The sequence below is a fragment of the Allobosea sp. genome (genome assembly GCF_036675845.1).
In the GTDB taxonomy this organism is placed as follows: Bacteria; Pseudomonadota; Alphaproteobacteria; order Rhizobiales; family Beijerinckiaceae; genus Allobosea.
This window is the reverse complement of the sequence record NZ_JAKFED010000194.1, coordinates 1-15,298: the sequence shown is the minus strand read 5'-3', so window position 1 is coordinate 15,298 and position 15,298 is coordinate 1. Positions and strand designations below refer to the sequence as shown.

Genomic DNA, 15,298 nt, shown 5'->3' with positions numbered 1-15,298 from the left:
GGAGGCCGGCGTGAAAGTCCTGGTTGGTCGGATCGTCAGCGAACGAAGCTCAGGATGACGCCGTTGGCAGCCTCCGCCGGCACGCTGACGGCATCGCCATGGCGGATCGCGGCAGGCCCGAGTGCCGCCCCGGCGCGCTCCAGATCGGAGGTGGCCAGCACGATGGCCGTGGCACCGCCTTGCGCCGCACCGGCGCGCAGCGCCTCAGGATAGCGCCGCGCGAAGCCGGCCGCATCATAGAACAGGAAATCGGCCCGCTTGCCGCCGGAGGGCACGCGCCAGGCGTCCTCCTGCTGCGTCGCCGGCTCGTCGATCAGCCGGCTCAGATGCTCGGCCGCCGCCTTGGGATCGGCGGCCAGGACCTCGAGGCGGACGATGCGCTGCGCGCCATTGGCGTGGCTCTGGAGCTCGGGAATCCAGACCGTGTCGCGGGTCAGATGCTGGCAGGCGAAAATGCGCAGATCGCCGGGGTTTTCATCGAGGGGCCAGCGGAAGACGTTGAACTTCGCCTCGCCGGTGCCGCCACCCGGCAGCTCGACCGGGCGGCCGAAATGGACCGGGCCGAGCGCCTCGAGGCCGCGGCTCTTCAGTTCGGCGGCGCCGGCGGCGGCATCGTCCGTGGTGAAGGCCGCGCGTTCGAGGCCCTCGCGCTCCTTGAGAAAGTCGCGGGTCGGCTTGTTGTGCTCGGTCTCGGCCAGGATGCCGAGCAGCTCGACATAATCCTCGCCGAACATGATCGTGTAATTGCCGCTGCCGAGGATCGGCGAATGCGTGCCGCGCGGCGAAACCGTGAAGCCGAGGCGCTGCCATCGGCCGGCGGCGGCATCGAGATCGCGAACGGTGACCACGACATGATCGAGGCCGAGAACATGCTTGAGCGGCATAACGCCCCCTCCATACAAACCTATCGGGGCTGAATGCATCCGAAAGGACGGCGCGAGGCAACCACCCCGCTCCCGGCATCGATGGCGCCCCGCTGCTCCCCACATAGCCATGAGGGGATGAAAGTTCCAAGAAAAGAATGGGTGCGACCATGATTCAGAAGAACATGTTCGTTCTATCCTTGATGCATGGAATTTTAGTCTCCTCCTGATGCAGCCGATAACTGCGCCGACCTGCCTCGACTCGGCAAGGCGGCAAGGGTAAGCGGGAGATCTGCCGCGCCATCCCCAATGCCGACGGAATGGAGAGCCATGACAGCCGCCGATCCCATCATCTGGCCGCCCTCGCTCTGGGCCGCGACCGCGCAGCCGGGGCCGGCGCTGAGCCCGCTGGAAGGCGACGTCCAGAGCGATGTCGTGGTAATCGGCGCCGGCTTCACCGGATTGTCGACCGCGATCCATCTGCGCGAGGACGGCGTCGAGGTGACCGTGCTGGAGGCGGCCGAGCCCGGCTGGGGCGCGTCGGGCCGCAACAACGGGCAGGTCATCCCGACGCTCGCGGGCCATGATCCCTCGGCCATGGTGAAGCGCCATGGCGAGGCGGGGGAGCGCTTCAACGCGCTGCTGCGCGACAGCGCCCAATACCTGTTCGATCTCGTCCGCAAACATGAAATCCCGGCCGAGGCCGAGCAGACCGGCTGGATCCAGCCGGCCCATTCGCCGGGGCGCTTCAAGCTCGTCGAGAAGCGGGTGCGCGAATGGTCGGCGATCGGCGCGCCGGTCGAATTGCTCGACCGTGCGACGCTTGCCGGCATGCTCGGCTCGGATGCCTGGTTCGGCGGCTTCTGGAACCGGACCGGCGGCCATATCAATCCGCTGGCGCTGTCGCGCGGCCTGGCCGAGGTCGCGCTGAAGCTCGGCGCCACGATCCATGCGCGCTCGCCGGCGATCTCGATGCGGCACGAGAACGGGCGCTGGCTGGTGAAGACGCAAGCCGGCTCGGTGACGGCGCGGGCGCTGGTGCTGGCGACCAATGCCTATACCGGCGAGTTCGCGCCCGATCTCGCCCCCGGGATCGCCGGCGAGGTCATTCCCGTCCTGTCCTGGCAGATGGCGACCAAGCCGGTCAGCGACAACATCGCCAAGACCGTGATCCCCGGCCGGCAGGCGATGTCGGACACGCATCGCGAGCTTTATTTCGCGCGCTGGGACGCCCGCAATCGCCTGGTCACGGGTGGCGCGGCGGTCCTGCCCGGCGCGGGCGGCGCCAATCTGCGGCCGCAGGTCGCGGCCCGGCTGAAGCGTCTCTGGCCGCAGCTCGGCGATGTCGAATTCGACTATGTCTGGTCAGGCTATGTCGGGATGACGCCGGACAACCTGCTGAAGCCGCAGGTGCCGGGCTTTCCGCGCATCCACCGGCTCGGACCGGACGGCTTCGCCTGGGTCGGCTGCAATGGCCGGGCGGTCGCACTCTCGCTCTCGCTCGGACGCGATCTTGCCAGGGCGGTGCAGGGAACCTCGCCGGATTTGCTCGGCCTGCCGCTTTCGGAGCCGAAGCCGCAGCCCTTCCAAAGCTTGGTGCGACGGATCGCGCCGCTGGCCCTGCCGCTCTATCGCAGCCTGGACGCCAGGGAGGTCTAGAATCTGCGGCGCTGGAGCCGGATGGTTTCAGCTGGAACCACGCCGTCATCCTGGGCGAAGCGCAGCTTCGTCCCGGGATCCATCATGGAGCGCCGTCGCTCCCTATGATGGATCCCGGAGCTGCGCCGCTTCGCAGCTTGTCCGGGATGACGCCGGTGGTTCCAAGCAAAACCATCAGGCGCTAGCCGCCGGCCCGCCGAAGGGGCGGCGCGACTTGCAGCCAGCGCCTTTGGGTCGATGAGGCGACCGCGCATTCGATGAAACGCACGCCGCGCGCACCGTCGCCGACGCCCGGAAAATCGGCATCGAGCGGGTCGATCTTCGTGCCGTCCCGCCGGCCCCTGATCTCCGCGAACACGCCGCGATAGATATTGGCGAAGGCCTCGATGAACCCCTCGGGATGGCCGGGCGGCAGCCTCGAGGCGCGGCGGGCCGCTTCGCCGAGCCAGGGCGTGGCCCGCGTCAGGATCTCCGTCGCCGCCTCGCCGCGATGGTGCACGAGCCGGTTCGGCTCTTCCTGCCGCCATTCGAGCGTGCCGCGCTCGCCGGAGACGCGCAGGCGCAGATCGTTCTCCAGTCCGGCATTGATCTGCGAGGCGACGAGCACGCCGCGCGCGCCGCCCTCGAAGCGCAACAGCATGCTGGCGTCGTCGTCGAGCGCGCGGCCTGGCACCAGGGCGCCAAGATCGGCGACGAGCTCTTCGATGCGCAGGCCGGTGACGGTCGAGACGAGGTTCTCCGCATGCGAGCCGATGTCGCCGAGCGCGCCGGCGATGCCGCTGCGGGCCGGATCGGTGCGCCAACCCGCCTGCTTGTTGCCGGTCGTCTCCAGCGCGGTGGCGAGCCAGCCCTGATTGTACTCGACGACGACCTTGCGGATCGTGCCCAGGACACCGGAGCGCACCATCTCGCGCGCCTGCCGGACCATCGGATAGCCGGTGTAGTTGTAGGTCACGCCGAAGACCGTGCCGCGCGCCGCGACCGTCTCGACGAGGGTGTCGGCCTGCGCGCCGGTGTGGACGAGCGGCTTGTCGCAGACGACATGGAAGCCGGCATCGGCGAAGGCCTGCGCGATCGGGAAATGGCTGTCGGTCGGCGTGACGATGACGACGAGATCGACCCGTTCGCCGGCAGGGCGCTTCAGCTCGGCTTCGAGCAGGGCCTGCCAGCCCGGATGGTTGTGCGCCTCCGGCAGCCCGAGCGCGCGGCCGGATTCGAGCGCCCGTTCCGGCGTCGAGGAGAGCGCGCCGGCGGCGAGCCCGGCGAGGCCGTCGAGCGCGATGGCGTGGCGGTGCACCGCGCCGATGAACGCGCCGCGGCCGCCGCCGACCATGGCATAGCGCAGCCGGCGCGGAGTTTCGTTGGTCATCGGCCTACCCGTCGGTGAGGTGGCGGCCGCTCCGGCAACGGAGCGGCCGGAAGTCGAGCTGCGCCTCAGAACGGCGAGTCGGGGAAGTAGAAGTCCTTGGCGTTGTTCTTGTCGATCAGCACCGAGGGGATGATGGTGGTCGCCGGCAGCTTCTCGCCCTTCAGCCGCGCCTCGGCGGTGAGCTTGATCGCGTCGTAGATGAATTTCGGCGAGTAGCTGACATTGGCCTGGATGCGCGGGTCCTTGTTGTCGATGATCAGCTTGACCATGTCCTTGGCGCCGGCGCCGCCGAAGATCACCTTGATGTCCTTGCGCCCGGCCTGGTCGATAGCGCGGATCGCGCCGAAGGCCATGTCGTCATCGGCGGCCCAGAAGGCGTCGATGTCCTTGAACCGGGTCAGGAAGTCCTGCGTCACCTTGAAGGCGTCGTCGCGGTTCCAGTTGGCGTATTTGGCATCGAGCAGCTTGATGTCCGGGTGAGCCTTCAGCACGCCGGCGAAGGCATCCATGCGCTCGTTGTCGAGCGTGGTCGGGATGCCGCGCAGCGCCACAACATTGCCCTTTCCGCCCAGCGCCTTGGCGATGTACTCGGCCGGGATCTTGCCGAAGGCGGTGTTGTCGCCGGCGACATAGGCGTCCTGGGCGGAGGTGTCGGTGAGGCCGCGATCGACCACGGTGACATAGGTGCCCTTGGCCTTCACATTCGCCACCGGCCGGGTCAGCGCCGCCGATTCGAAGGGGAAGACGACGAGCGCGTCGATCTTGCTGACCGTGCTGAGGTCCTGCAGCTGGTTGGCCTGCTCGGTGGCGTTGGCGGCGGTGCGGATCGTGACCTTCAGGTCCTTGTGCTTGGCCTCGAGATCCTTCTTCGCCTGGTTCGCCCAGTAGTTGATGCCGCCCATGAAGCTGTGCGTGGCGGCCGGGATCGAAACCCCGAGATGGACCGGCTCGGCGGCGGCCGGCGCGGCGGTAAAGCCCAGCCCCGCCGCGGCGGCGGCGAGAAGGACGAAACGTCTGTTCTTGGTCGGCATCGCTTCTCTCCCTTTATCGGCGCGCCCTAGCGGCGGCCTCTCTGCAAAAACGCGACGGTGATGATGACGAAGCCCTGCACGGCCGCGTTGAGATAGACGCTGATCAGGCTGGTCAGATTGAGCAGGTTGCTGATGACCGAGAGCAGGATCGCGCCGATGACGGTGCCGGTGATGCTGCCCTGGCCGCCCTTGAGCGCCGCGCCGCCGACGATCACCGCGGCGATCGCCTCCAGCTCCCAGAGCAGGCCGGTGGTCGGCGAGGCCGATCCGAGCCGCGGCACATAGAATAGCGTGGCGATGCCGACGCAGGCGCCGAGCAGCATATAGGTGAGGATCTTGACGCCCTCGACGTCGACCGCCGCATAGCGCGCGACCGTCTCGTTGGAGCCGATCGCCTGGACGTGGCGGCCATAGGCGGTCTTGTTCAGGATCCCCGCGCCGGCGAGCGCCACGACGAGAAAGGCGATGACCGGCACCGGCACGCCGAGCAGGCTGCCATAATAGACCGGCGCATAGAGGTCGGCGAGGCTGTTCTCCAGCGTCAGCGCACCGCCATCGGCGAAATAGGTGAGGTAGGCGCGGTAGATGCCGAGCGTGCCGAGCGTCACGATGAAGGGCTCGATCCGCCCCTTCGCGATCAGCACGCCATGCGCCAGCCCGAAGACGGCGCCGAGCACCACGGCAAGGCCAGCTCCGGCGAGGACCGCCATGAGCGGCGAGCCGAGCGCGCCGGCCGCCCAGTTGATGAACATGATGACGCAGCCGGCGATCAGCGCCGCCATCGAGCCGACCGAGAGGTCGATCCCCCCGAGGATGATGACGAAGCACATGCCCACCGCGATGATGCCGATGAAGGCGGTGCGGGTGAGCACGTTGAGCGCGTTGTCGAGGGTGGCGAAGTCGCTGTTGAGGCCGGCGCCGACAAGGCAGAGCAGGACGAGCCCGACCGCCGGTCCGAGGCTCGCCAGCCGCTCGGCCAGCGGCGTGCCGGAGGCCGGCCGGCGCAGGTCGGCGGAGGTGGCGGCGGCGGTGTCAGGCTGCGACATGGCGCGTTCCCGTGGCGTGAGCGATCATCGCTTCTTCCGTCATCTCCTCACCCTGCACGGTGGCGACGAGCCGGCCGGCCCGCATGATCGCGACGCGATGGGCGAGGCCGATCAGTTCGACGAGCTCGGAGGAGATGACGACGACGGCAAGCCCCTGCCGGGCGAGCCGCTGGATCAGGAAATAGATCTCGCGCTTGGCGCCGACATCGACGCCGCGCGTCGGCTCGTCGAGCACGAGCACCTTCGGCTCCGGATGGAGAACTTTCGCCAGCGCGAGCTTCTGCTGGTTGCCGCCGGAGAGCGCGCCGGCACGCATCGAGAGCGAGCCGGCGCGGATGCCGAACTCGTCGACGGCCTGCGTCAGCGCCTGCCGCTCGGCGGCGTGGTCGAGCCAGGGCCTGGCATAGCGCTCCAGCGCCATCAGGGTGAGATTCGGCGCGAGCGGAAAGCCGACATGCAGCCCTTTGCCCTTGCGGTCCTCGCTCAGATAGCTCAGCCCGTGGCGGGTCGCCTCGCGGAGCGAGCGCAGTGTCACGGGCGTGCCGGAGACCTCGACGCCGCCGCTGCCCGGCCGCAGGCCGAGAATGCCCTCGAAGAGTTCCGTGCGGCCGGCGCCGACCAGGCCGGCGAAGCCGAGGATCTCGCCCGGGCGCACGGCGAAGGAGATGTCCTGCGCCCAGCCCGGCACGCTGAACGCCTCGACCTTCAGCGCCGGCGCTGCCGCTCCGTCGAAGGCGATCTTCTCCGGAAACAGGTCGGCGATCTCGCGGCCGACCATCATCGTCGCCATGTCGTGGCGGCTGAGGGAAGCTGTCGGCGCCCGCCCGACCAGCTTGCCGTCGCGCATCACGATGACCTCGTCGGTGATGCGCTCGACCTCATCGAGCTTGTGCGAGATGTAGACGACGGTGACGCCGTCGGCGCGCATGCGCTCGATCAGCGAGAACAGGCGCGCGACCTCGGACGGCGTCAGCGTCGCCGTCGGCTCGTCCATGATCAGCAGCCGCGCCTTGCGCGAAAGCGCCTTGGCGATCTCGACGAGCTGCTTCTCGGCCACGATCAGGCGCCGCACGGGCGTTGCCGGATCGCGCGCCAGCCCGACCTGCGCCAGCGCCGCCTCCGCCTCCTGCCGCATCGCGTTCTCGTCGAGGAACCAGCCCTTGCGCCGCTCATGGCCGAGGAAGATGTTGCCGGTGATCGACAGATCCTCGGCGAGGTTGAACTCCTGGTGGATCAGGACGATGCCGCGCGCCTCGGCGTCGCGCGAGCCGGCGAAGGCGACCGGCTCGCCGGCGACCAGCAGGCGACCTTCGCTCGGCTGCTCGTAGCCGGCGAGGATCTTCATCAGGGTCGACTTGCCGGCGCCGTTCTCGCCGAGCAGCCCGTAGACGCGGCCCGGCTCGAGCGCGAAGGAGACGCCGTGCAGCACCTCGACCGGGCCGAAGCGCTTGACGATGCCGTCGAAGGCGACGGCGAGACCTGGCTGATCAAGATCTGGCCCTTCGCGTCCGGTCGCGCTCATCTTTGGCTCCCGCTGCGCAAGGCCTCGCGCATCGCCAGCACGCCGGCGCCGATCAGCCCGGTCTCCGGCCCGAGCGGGGCCGAGGTGATCTCGAGATGGCGGGTCGAGAGGGCCAGCGAGCGCTGGCTGACGCTCTGGCGGATGGCCGCGAGGAACATCGGGCCGATGGCCGAGACGCCGCCGCCGATGAAGATGTGCGAGGGGTTGTAGAAGTTGACCAGCGCCGCCAGCACCTGGCCGATCAGCCGCCCGGAGCGGCGGACGATCGCGTCGGCCTCGGCATCGCCGGCGCGGCAGGCGGCGCCGACATCGCTGGCCTCCAGGCGCCCCTTCTCGGTAAGCCGTTGCGCCAGCGCCGGGCTGCGGCCCGCTTCGGCAGCCTCAGTGCCCATCGCGACGATGGCGGGAGCCGCGGCCATCGCCTCGACGCAGCCGCGGTTGCCGCAACGGCAGAGCGGCCCCTCGGGGTCAACGCAGATATGGCCGACATCGCCGGCTGAGCCGGTCATGCCGCGATAGAGCTCGCCATGGCAGACGATGCCGCAGCCGATGCCGGTGCCGACCTTGATGACGAGGAAGTTCTCGATCTGCCGGCGCTGGCGCCAGAGTACGCCGAGCGCCATCAGGTTCACGTCGTTGTCGACGAAGATCGGCGCGTCGATGATCTCGCGCAGGTCGTCGCGGATGGCGTAGCTGTCCCAGCCGGGCATGAGGGGTGGATTGACGAGCTGGCCGGCGGCGAAATTCACCGGCCCCGGCACGCCGATGCCGACCGCGAGCACCTGCTCGCGCGACACGCCGTTCCTGGCGAGCATGGCCGGCAGCAGGGCGCGCAGGCCGGCCATGATCGGCCCGGGCCCGGCCTGGACGTCCGCCTCCTGCGAATGGCGGGCGATGACGCCGAGATCCGGGCGCAGGAGCGCGACGTCGAGACTGGTGGCGCCGATGTCGACACCGATGAGGACGCCGATCCGGCCATGGACCCGCAGCGTCTCGGGGCGGCGCCCGCCGGTCGAATGCTGCACGCCCGCCTCGTCGAGCAGGCCCTGGTCGAGCAGGCCCGCGGCGAGCGCGTTGGTCTTGCTGCGCGAGAACTGCAGCGTGTCCGACAAGGCATGACGCGCGGCGCCGCCGGCCCAGAACGCGGCCTCGAGCAGCGCGAGCTCGTCCGGACTCAAGCTGTGCCAGGGCAGCGCGATGACAGCCTCCCGATTTCCTCGCCTGGCCTTGTTCCGGCCTATTGGGTGCAGGCTAGTGGCGGACGGAGATTCCACTCAAGACCGAACTTCGGCCCGTTTCAGGCAAAAGATCAAACGAAGCGACCTTGCGAAAGCCGGGCGGGACGGTCTGGACCTGGCGTGCCGGCTTGCGCCATCGTCGGCCGGAACGGGAGGAGCAAGGTTATGCCGAAGACGATGAAGGGCCCGGCGATCTTTCTGGCGCAGTTTGCGGGCGACCGGGCGCCGTTCGACAGCTGGGCCGCTATCACGCGCTGGGCGGCGGAGCTGGGCTATCGCGGCGTCCAGCTGCCGTCCTGGGACAGGCGTTTCATCGATCTGGCGCAGGCGGCCGCTTCCCAGGACTATTGCGACGAACTCCTCGGCGTCGCCCAGGGAAGCGGCGTCGCGATCACCGAGCTCTCGACCCATCTGCAGGGTCAGCTCGTCGCGGTCCATCCTGCCTATGACGCGGCGTTCGACGCCTTTGCGCCGGCCGAGTTGCACGGGTGCCCGGCCGAACGCCAGGCCTGGGCGGTGGAGCAGGTCAAGCTCGCGGCGAAGGCCTCGCGGCGCCTTGGCCTCGACGGCTCGGTCAGCTTCACCGGCGCGCTCGCCTGGCCCTTCCTCTATCCCTGGCCGCAGCGCCCGCCCGGCTTGGTGGACGAGGCCTTCGGCGAGCTGGCGCGGCGCTGGAAGCCGATCCTCGATGTCTATGAGGAGCACGGCGTCGATGTCGGCTTCGAGATCCATCCCGGCGAGGACGTGTTCGACGGCGCGACCTTCGAGCTGTTCCTCGACCGGCTGGGCGAGCATCCGCGCTGCCGGATCAATTACGACCCGTCGCATTTCCTGCTGCAGCAGCTCGACTATCTCGCCTTCATCGACATCTACCATGAGCGGATCAGCGCCTTCCATGTGAAGGATGCCGAATTCCGCCCGAATGGCCGCCAGGGCGTCTATTCCGGCTTCGCCTCCTGGCTGGAGCGGGCCGGGCGCTTCCGCTCGCTCGGCGACGGGCAGGTCGACTTCAAGGGGATCTTCTCGAAGCTGGCGCAATACGGCTTCGACGGCTGGGCAGTGCTCGAATGGGAATGTGCGCTGAAGCATCCCGAAGACGGCGCCCGCGAAGGCGCGCGCTTCATCGCCGACCAGATCATCCGCGTGACGGAGGTCGCCTTCGACGACTTCGCCGGCGGCGGCGATCCCGGGCTCGCCCGCCGGATGCTCGGGCTGCCCTGAACACACCGGCGCCGAGGTTGGCGCGCATCCTGCATCCGGGAGGCGGTCCTTTTCCGCACCGGGCAAGATGGCGAACAGCATCAAGATCCTGATCGTCGACGCCAACCCTGTCCGCGCCGCGATCATCGAGGAGGGCCTGCGCGAGGCCGGATCGCACGAGATCGTCATGATCGGCGGCACCAGCGGCCTCGTCGCGGCGATCGAGCTGCACGATCCCGACGTCGTCGTGATCGATCTCGAGAATCCAAGCCGTGACGCGCTGGCCGACATGTTCCTGGTGAGCCGACATGTGAAGCGGCCGATCACCATGTTCGTCGACCAGTCCGATGCCGCCTCGATCGAGGAGGCGGTCGAGGCCGGGGTCTCGGCCTATATCGTCGACGGGCTGAAGAAGGAGCGGCTGAAGCCGATCCTGCAGACCTGCATCAGCCGCTTCAACGCCTTCCGCCGGCTGCGCGAGGAGCTCGACGAGGCCCGCTCGCAGCTCGACGAGCGCAAGACGATCGACCGCGCCAAGGGCATCGTCATGCGCCTGAAGGGCCTGCCCGAGCAGGAGGCCTACGCCCTGCTGCGGAAGACCGCGATGAATGAGAAGCGCAAGCTCGTCGATATCGCACGTTCGATCATCACGGCTGCCGAGGTGCTGAAATGACGTTGCATCCTAGGGCAGACCTCTATCTCTCTCTCCGCGGTGATGGCCGAAGGGGCGCCATGTTCGATCTGCCTCATTTCAAGGCAGCCATGCCCGGGTGGAATTTCTGCACGTTTCTTGTGCGAACGCAGATAAATTGTGCGTCGCAGCATTCGGTGCCCTGACCCGCCGCAGCGCCGAAAATCGGTCCTAAGTAACTGAGAAACAAGCGCCGATCGCACATGCTGGCGGCTGGCACGCTCCTTGTAGGGTTCTAGCGACGCGGCCAAGGTTGCCCGCGCCGACTTCCTGACCAAACGCACAGCAACGCTGCTGTCGAACGTGCCTCACGGATGCTTTCGCGCGGCGTTTTCGTCCTGGCGGCGCACCCGACTTCGATCCGGCATTTCCACGCGAGAGGCGATTGATGAGCGAGACGATCGAGACCAAGGCCAAGGCCAAGGCCAAGGCAGGCGGGACCAGGATCGGCGGAATCGGCCGCCGGCAGCTGCTGCAGCTTTCGGGTGCGGCGGCGCTGCTCGCCGCCGCCAGGCTGGCGCTGCCGTCGGGCGCTTTCGCGCAAGGCGCCGGTCCCGAGGTCAAGGGCACGCGCCTGGGCTATATCGCGCTCACCGACGCCGCGCCGCTGGTCATCGCCAAGGAAAAGGGCCTGTTCGCCAAATACGGCCTGCCCGACATGGACATCGCCAAGCAGGCCTCCTGGGGCGCGACGCGCGACAACATGGCGCTCGGCTTCAAGGCGAACGGCATCGATGGCGGCCACATCCTGAGGCCGAAGACGCATCTCTATGCCACCGGCAAGGTGATGCAGAACGGCCAGAAGCTGCCGATGTACACGCTGCTGAACCTCAACGAGGACAGCCAGGGCATTTCGGTCTCGAACGAATACAAGGATCTCGACGTCCGGAAGGATGCCTCCGCCCTGAAGCAGGCCTTCGAGCGCAAGAGGGCGGCGGGCAAGGAACTGACCGCCGCGATGACCTTCCCGGGCGGCACGCACGATCTCTGGCTGCGCTACTGGCTCGCCGCCGGCGGCATCGATCCGGACAGCGACATCAAGCTCATCACCGTGCCGCCGCCGCAGATGGTGGCGAACATGAAGGTCGGCGCAATGGATTGCTTCTGCGTCGGCGATCCCTGGCACGAGCAGCTGGTCAACCAGAAGATCGGCTACACCGCCCTGACCACCGGCGAGCTCTGGTTCAGGCATCCCGAGAAGATCCTCGGCATGCGCGCCGATTTCGTCGATGCCAACCCGAGGGCGACGCAGGCCATCCTGATGGCCGTGATGGAAGCCCAGATCTGGGCCGAGAAGCTGGAGAACAAGCAGGAGCTGGCGGAGATCGTCGGGCGCCGGCAATGGTTCAACGTCCCGGTCGCCGACATCGTCGGCCGGCTCAGGGGCGACATCAATTACGGCAATGGCCGCGAGGCCAAGGGCACCAACCTGCTGATGAAGTTCTGGGGCGAGGGCGGCTCTGCCTCCTATCCCTGGAAGAGCCTCGATACCTGGTTCGTGGCCGAGAACATCCGTTGGGGCAAGTTCGAGCCGACGCTCGACATCAAGGCGCTGGTCGACCAGACCAACCGCGCCGATCTCTGGCGCGAGGCGGCCAAAACGCTCGGCGTCGCCGGGGCTCCCACGGGCGACTCCCGCGGCGTCGAGACCTTCTTCGACGGCGTGAAGTTCGATCCGGCGGCGCCGCTGGATTACCTCAAGGCCCTCAAGATCAAGCGGGTGGCGTGAGCCGATGGCGACGCGCTTTCACCTTGGCAGCGAACAGCCGACCTCTCCGTCATTGCGAGGAGGCGCAGCCGACGAAGCAATCCAGGGGCGGCAGCATGAGCCGTTGCGGCAGGTCTCCCTGGATTGCTTCGCTTCGCTCGCAATGACGGCGGAGGGCTGAGCCATGGCCGAGCCGCTCGTCATCGTCGGCAAGGGCATGGCCGCGACCAGGCTTGTCGACGAGCTCAGCCAGCGCGCGCTCGGGCGCTATTCCATCGCGGTGATCGGCGCGGAGCCTCGCCTCGCTTACAACCGCGTCCTGCTCTCGCCGCTGCTGGCGGGCGAGATCGGCGAGCCCGAGATCGAGCTGAAGCCCGCCGCCTGGTGGCAGGCGCGCGGCGTCTCGATGCTCTACGGCAAGCCGGTCACCGGCATCGACCGGGCGGCGAAGTCGGTCATGCTGGCCGACGGCCTGACCCTGCCTTACGGAAAGCTCGTCCTCGCCACCGGCTCGCGCCCCCTGATGCCGCCGGTGCCGGGTTTCGAATTGCCCGGCGTCGCGACGTTCCGCGATGTCGCCGATGTCGCGCTCTTCCGTACCGCCGCCGCGACCGGTGCGCGCGTCGTGGTGATCGGCGGCGGACTGCTCGGATTGGAGGCAGCTTACGGGCTGGCCAGGATCGGCGCCCGGGTCACGGTGCTGCATCTGGCCGACCGGCTGATGGAGCGCCAGCTCGACCGCGAGGGCGCCAGCCTGCTCGCCGCCGAGATCGCCGCGCGCGGCATCGACATCCGGTTGAATTGCACGGCCGAGCGCTTCGTCGGCGGGGGGCGGGTCGAGGCGGCGGAGCTGACCGATGGCAGCGCGATCCCGGCCGATCTCGTCGTCGTCGCCATCGGGGTGCGCCCGCGCGTCGATCTCGCGGTGGCAGCGGGGCTCGACGTCAATCGCGGTGTCGACGTCGATGACGGCCTTGCCAGCAGCGATCCGGCGGTCTTCGCCATCGGCGAATGCGCCGAGCATCGTGGCCTGGTCTATGGTCTGGTCGAGCCGGCTTATGAGCAGGCCCGCGTGCTGGCGACGCGACTTGCGGGCGGGACGGCGCGCTACACCGGCTCGCTGCTGGCGACCAACCTCAAGGTCAGCGGCGTCGGCGTCTTTTCGGCCGGCGAGTTCGAGGCTGGCGAGGGCGACGAGACCGTCGTGCTGCGCGACCGTGCCGCCGGGATCTACCGGAAATTCGTGCTCCGGGACGGCAGGCTCGCCGGCTGCGTTCTCGTCGGCGATACGCTAGGGGCGCTGTTCTATCTCGGCCTGATCCGCTCCGGCCAGGACATCTCGGCGATCCGCAGCGATCTGCCCTTCGGCGAGCCCTATTGCGTCAGGAAGGCCGCCTGACATGCACCATGATGCCGCCCTCTTCGGCCTGCCCGCGACCAGCACCACCTGCCCTTATTGCGGGGTCGGTTGCGGCGTGCTGGCAACGCCGGACGGCAAGGGCGGCGCCGCGATTGCAGGCGATCCCGCTCACCCCGCCAATCGCGGCCGGCTCTGCTCCAAGGGCTCGGCGCTCGGGGAAACGCTGGAGCTCGACAGCCGCGTGCTGCATCCGCTGAAGCGCAACGCCGCGGGCGGCTATGACCGGGTTTCGTGGGATGTCGCGCTCGATGCGGTCGCCGCCGGGCTGAACGCGATCATCGAACGCGACGGCCCGGAAGCGGTCGCCTTCTACCTTTCCGGCCAGTTGCTGACCGAGGATTATTACGTCGCCAACAAGCTCGCCAAGGGCTTCATCGGCACGCCGCATGTCGACACCAATTCGCGGCTCTGCATGTCCTCGACCGTCGCCGGCCACAAGCGCGTGCTCGGCTCCGACACGGTGCCGGGCAATTACGAGGACCTCGACAGCGCCGATCTCGTCGTGCTGGTCGGCTCCAACACCGCCTGGTGCCATCCGGTGCTGTTTCGCCGCATCCAGCAGAACCGCTCGGAGCGCGGCGCCAGGGTCGTGGTCATCGACCCGCGCGTCACCGCGACCGCCGAGGAGGCCGACCTCGTCCTTCGCCTGAAGCCGGGTTCCGACAGCGTGCTCTTCGCCGGGCTGCTGGTTCAGCTCGCCGATGCCGGCCTGCTCGACCGAGACTATCTGGCGCGGCATGTCAGCGGCTTCGAGGAGGCGCTGGAGAATGCCCGCGCGATCGCGCCGAATCTTGCTGCCACCGCCGAGCGGACGGGGCTGGCGGCGCCGGATATCGCCGCCTTCTATGCCCTCTGGGGTGCTACGCCCGCCGTCGTCACCGCCTGGAGCCAGGGCGTCAACCAGTCGGCGCAGGGCACCGACAAGGTCGCGGCGATCCTGCATTGCCATCTCGCCAGCGGCCGGATCGGCCGGCCGGGCTGCGGCCCCTTCTCGCTGACCGGCCAGCCCAATGCGATGGGCGGGCGCGAGGTCGGCGGCCTCGCCAACATGCTGGCCGCCCATATGGGCTACACCGCCCCCGAGATCGACCGCGTCCGCCGGTTCTGGAGTGCGCCGAACATCGCCCGGCAGGAGGGGCTCAAGGCGGTCGCCATGCTCGATGCCGTCGCCGAGGGCCGGATCAGGGCCTTCTGGGTGATGGCGACGAACCCGGCCGTCTCGCTGCCGCGGGCGGACCAGGTTCGGGGGGCGCTTTCGGGTCTCGATCTCTTCGTCGTCTCCGAGAACGTGCTGTCGAACGATACGCTCTCGGCCGGACCGCACCTCATCCTGCCAGCCGCCGCCTGGGGCGAGAAGGACGGCACGGTGACCAATTCCGAGCGCCGGATCTCGCGCCAGCGCGCCTTCCTGCCGCTTCCAGGCGAGGTGAAGCCCGACTGGTGGATAATCTGCGAGGTCGCCAGGCGTCTCGGCTTCGGCGAGGCCTTCGGCTATTCCGGCCCATCGGAGATCTATGCCGAGCACGCCGCGCTCTCGGCCTTCGAGAACCA

12 protein-coding genes are annotated in these 15,298 nt (G+C 68.6%); 6 read left to right on the top strand and 6 right to left on the bottom strand.

Annotation, left to right across the window (positions count from 1 at the left end; all coding sequences use genetic code 11):
- Window positions 1–35: 35 nt before the first annotated feature.
- Window positions 36–884 carry a VOC family protein gene (locus V6M56_RS20595; RefSeq protein WP_332686502.1) on the bottom strand — a complete coding sequence of 283 codons (849 nt, stop codon included), beginning with the start codon at window positions 882–884 and terminating at the stop codon, window positions 36–38.
- Window positions 885–1,193: 309 nt separating this feature from the next.
- Here V6M56_RS20595 and V6M56_RS20590 point away from each other — a divergent pair, with 309 nt between their 5' ends.
- Window positions 1,194–2,522: an NAD(P)/FAD-dependent oxidoreductase gene (locus V6M56_RS20590; RefSeq protein ID WP_332686500.1), complete on the top strand. Its 1,329-nt coding sequence runs from the start codon at window positions 1,194–1,196 to the stop codon at window positions 2,520–2,522.
- Between the two features lie 181 nt (window positions 2,523–2,703).
- On the opposite strand, the gene V6M56_RS20585 is transcribed toward V6M56_RS20590, so the two are convergent.
- The 5 genes from V6M56_RS20585 to V6M56_RS20565 all read right to left on the bottom strand — a co-directional run bounded on the left by V6M56_RS20585 (window position 2,704) and on the right by V6M56_RS20565 (window position 8,668).
- Window positions 2,704–3,891, bottom strand: a complete 1,188-nt coding sequence (locus V6M56_RS20585) for a Gfo/Idh/MocA family protein (protein WP_332686498.1) — start codon at window positions 3,889–3,891, stop codon at window positions 2,704–2,706.
- A gap of 65 nt (window positions 3,892–3,956) precedes the next feature.
- Window positions 3,957–4,922: a substrate-binding domain-containing protein gene (locus tag V6M56_RS20580; protein WP_332686496.1), complete on the bottom strand. Its 966-nt coding sequence runs from the start codon at window positions 4,920–4,922 to the stop codon at window positions 3,957–3,959.
- 26 nt (window positions 4,923–4,948) lie between these two features.
- Window positions 4,949–5,968 (bottom strand): ABC transporter permease, encoded by a 1,020-nt coding sequence (locus tag V6M56_RS20575; protein WP_332686494.1) that lies wholly within the window; start codon window positions 5,966–5,968, stop codon window positions 4,949–4,951.
- A complete protein-coding gene (locus V6M56_RS20570; protein ID WP_332686492.1) occupies window positions 5,955–7,490 on the bottom strand; it encodes a sugar ABC transporter ATP-binding protein in 1,536 nt (511 codons plus the stop codon). The genes V6M56_RS20575 and V6M56_RS20570 overlap by 14 nt, the downstream gene beginning before the upstream one ends.
- Complete coding sequence (locus V6M56_RS20565; protein ID WP_332686490.1) at window positions 7,487–8,668, bottom strand: ROK family protein; 1,182 nt, start codon at window positions 8,666–8,668, stop codon at window positions 7,487–7,489. The genes V6M56_RS20570 and V6M56_RS20565 overlap by 4 nt, the downstream gene beginning before the upstream one ends.
- A gap of 225 nt (window positions 8,669–8,893) precedes the next feature.
- Between V6M56_RS20565 and V6M56_RS20560 the strand changes: the two genes are divergently transcribed.
- The 5 genes from V6M56_RS20560 to V6M56_RS20540 all read left to right on the top strand — a co-directional run.
- Entirely contained in the window at window positions 8,894–9,949 is a 1,056-nt protein-coding gene (locus V6M56_RS20560; RefSeq protein WP_332686488.1) for a sugar phosphate isomerase/epimerase family protein, read from the top strand.
- Between the two features lie 67 nt (window positions 9,950–10,016).
- Window positions 10,017–10,601 carry an ANTAR domain-containing response regulator gene (locus V6M56_RS20555; RefSeq protein ID WP_332686486.1) on the top strand — a complete coding sequence of 195 codons (585 nt, stop codon included), beginning with the start codon at window positions 10,017–10,019 and terminating at the stop codon, window positions 10,599–10,601.
- Window positions 10,602–11,007: 406 nt separating this feature from the next.
- Window positions 11,008–12,348, top strand: a complete 1,341-nt coding sequence (locus tag V6M56_RS20550) for a CmpA/NrtA family ABC transporter substrate-binding protein (RefSeq protein WP_332686482.1) — start codon at window positions 11,008–11,010, stop codon at window positions 12,346–12,348.
- Between the two features lie 163 nt (window positions 12,349–12,511).
- Complete coding sequence (locus V6M56_RS20545) at window positions 12,512–13,726, top strand: NAD(P)/FAD-dependent oxidoreductase (protein WP_332686480.1); 1,215 nt, start codon at window positions 12,512–12,514, stop codon at window positions 13,724–13,726.
- A gap of 1 nt (window position 13,727) precedes the next feature.
- Window positions 13,728–15,298, top strand: a 1,571-nt coding sequence (locus V6M56_RS20540; protein ID WP_332686478.1) for a molybdopterin-dependent oxidoreductase, incomplete at its 3' end; no start/stop codon positions are given.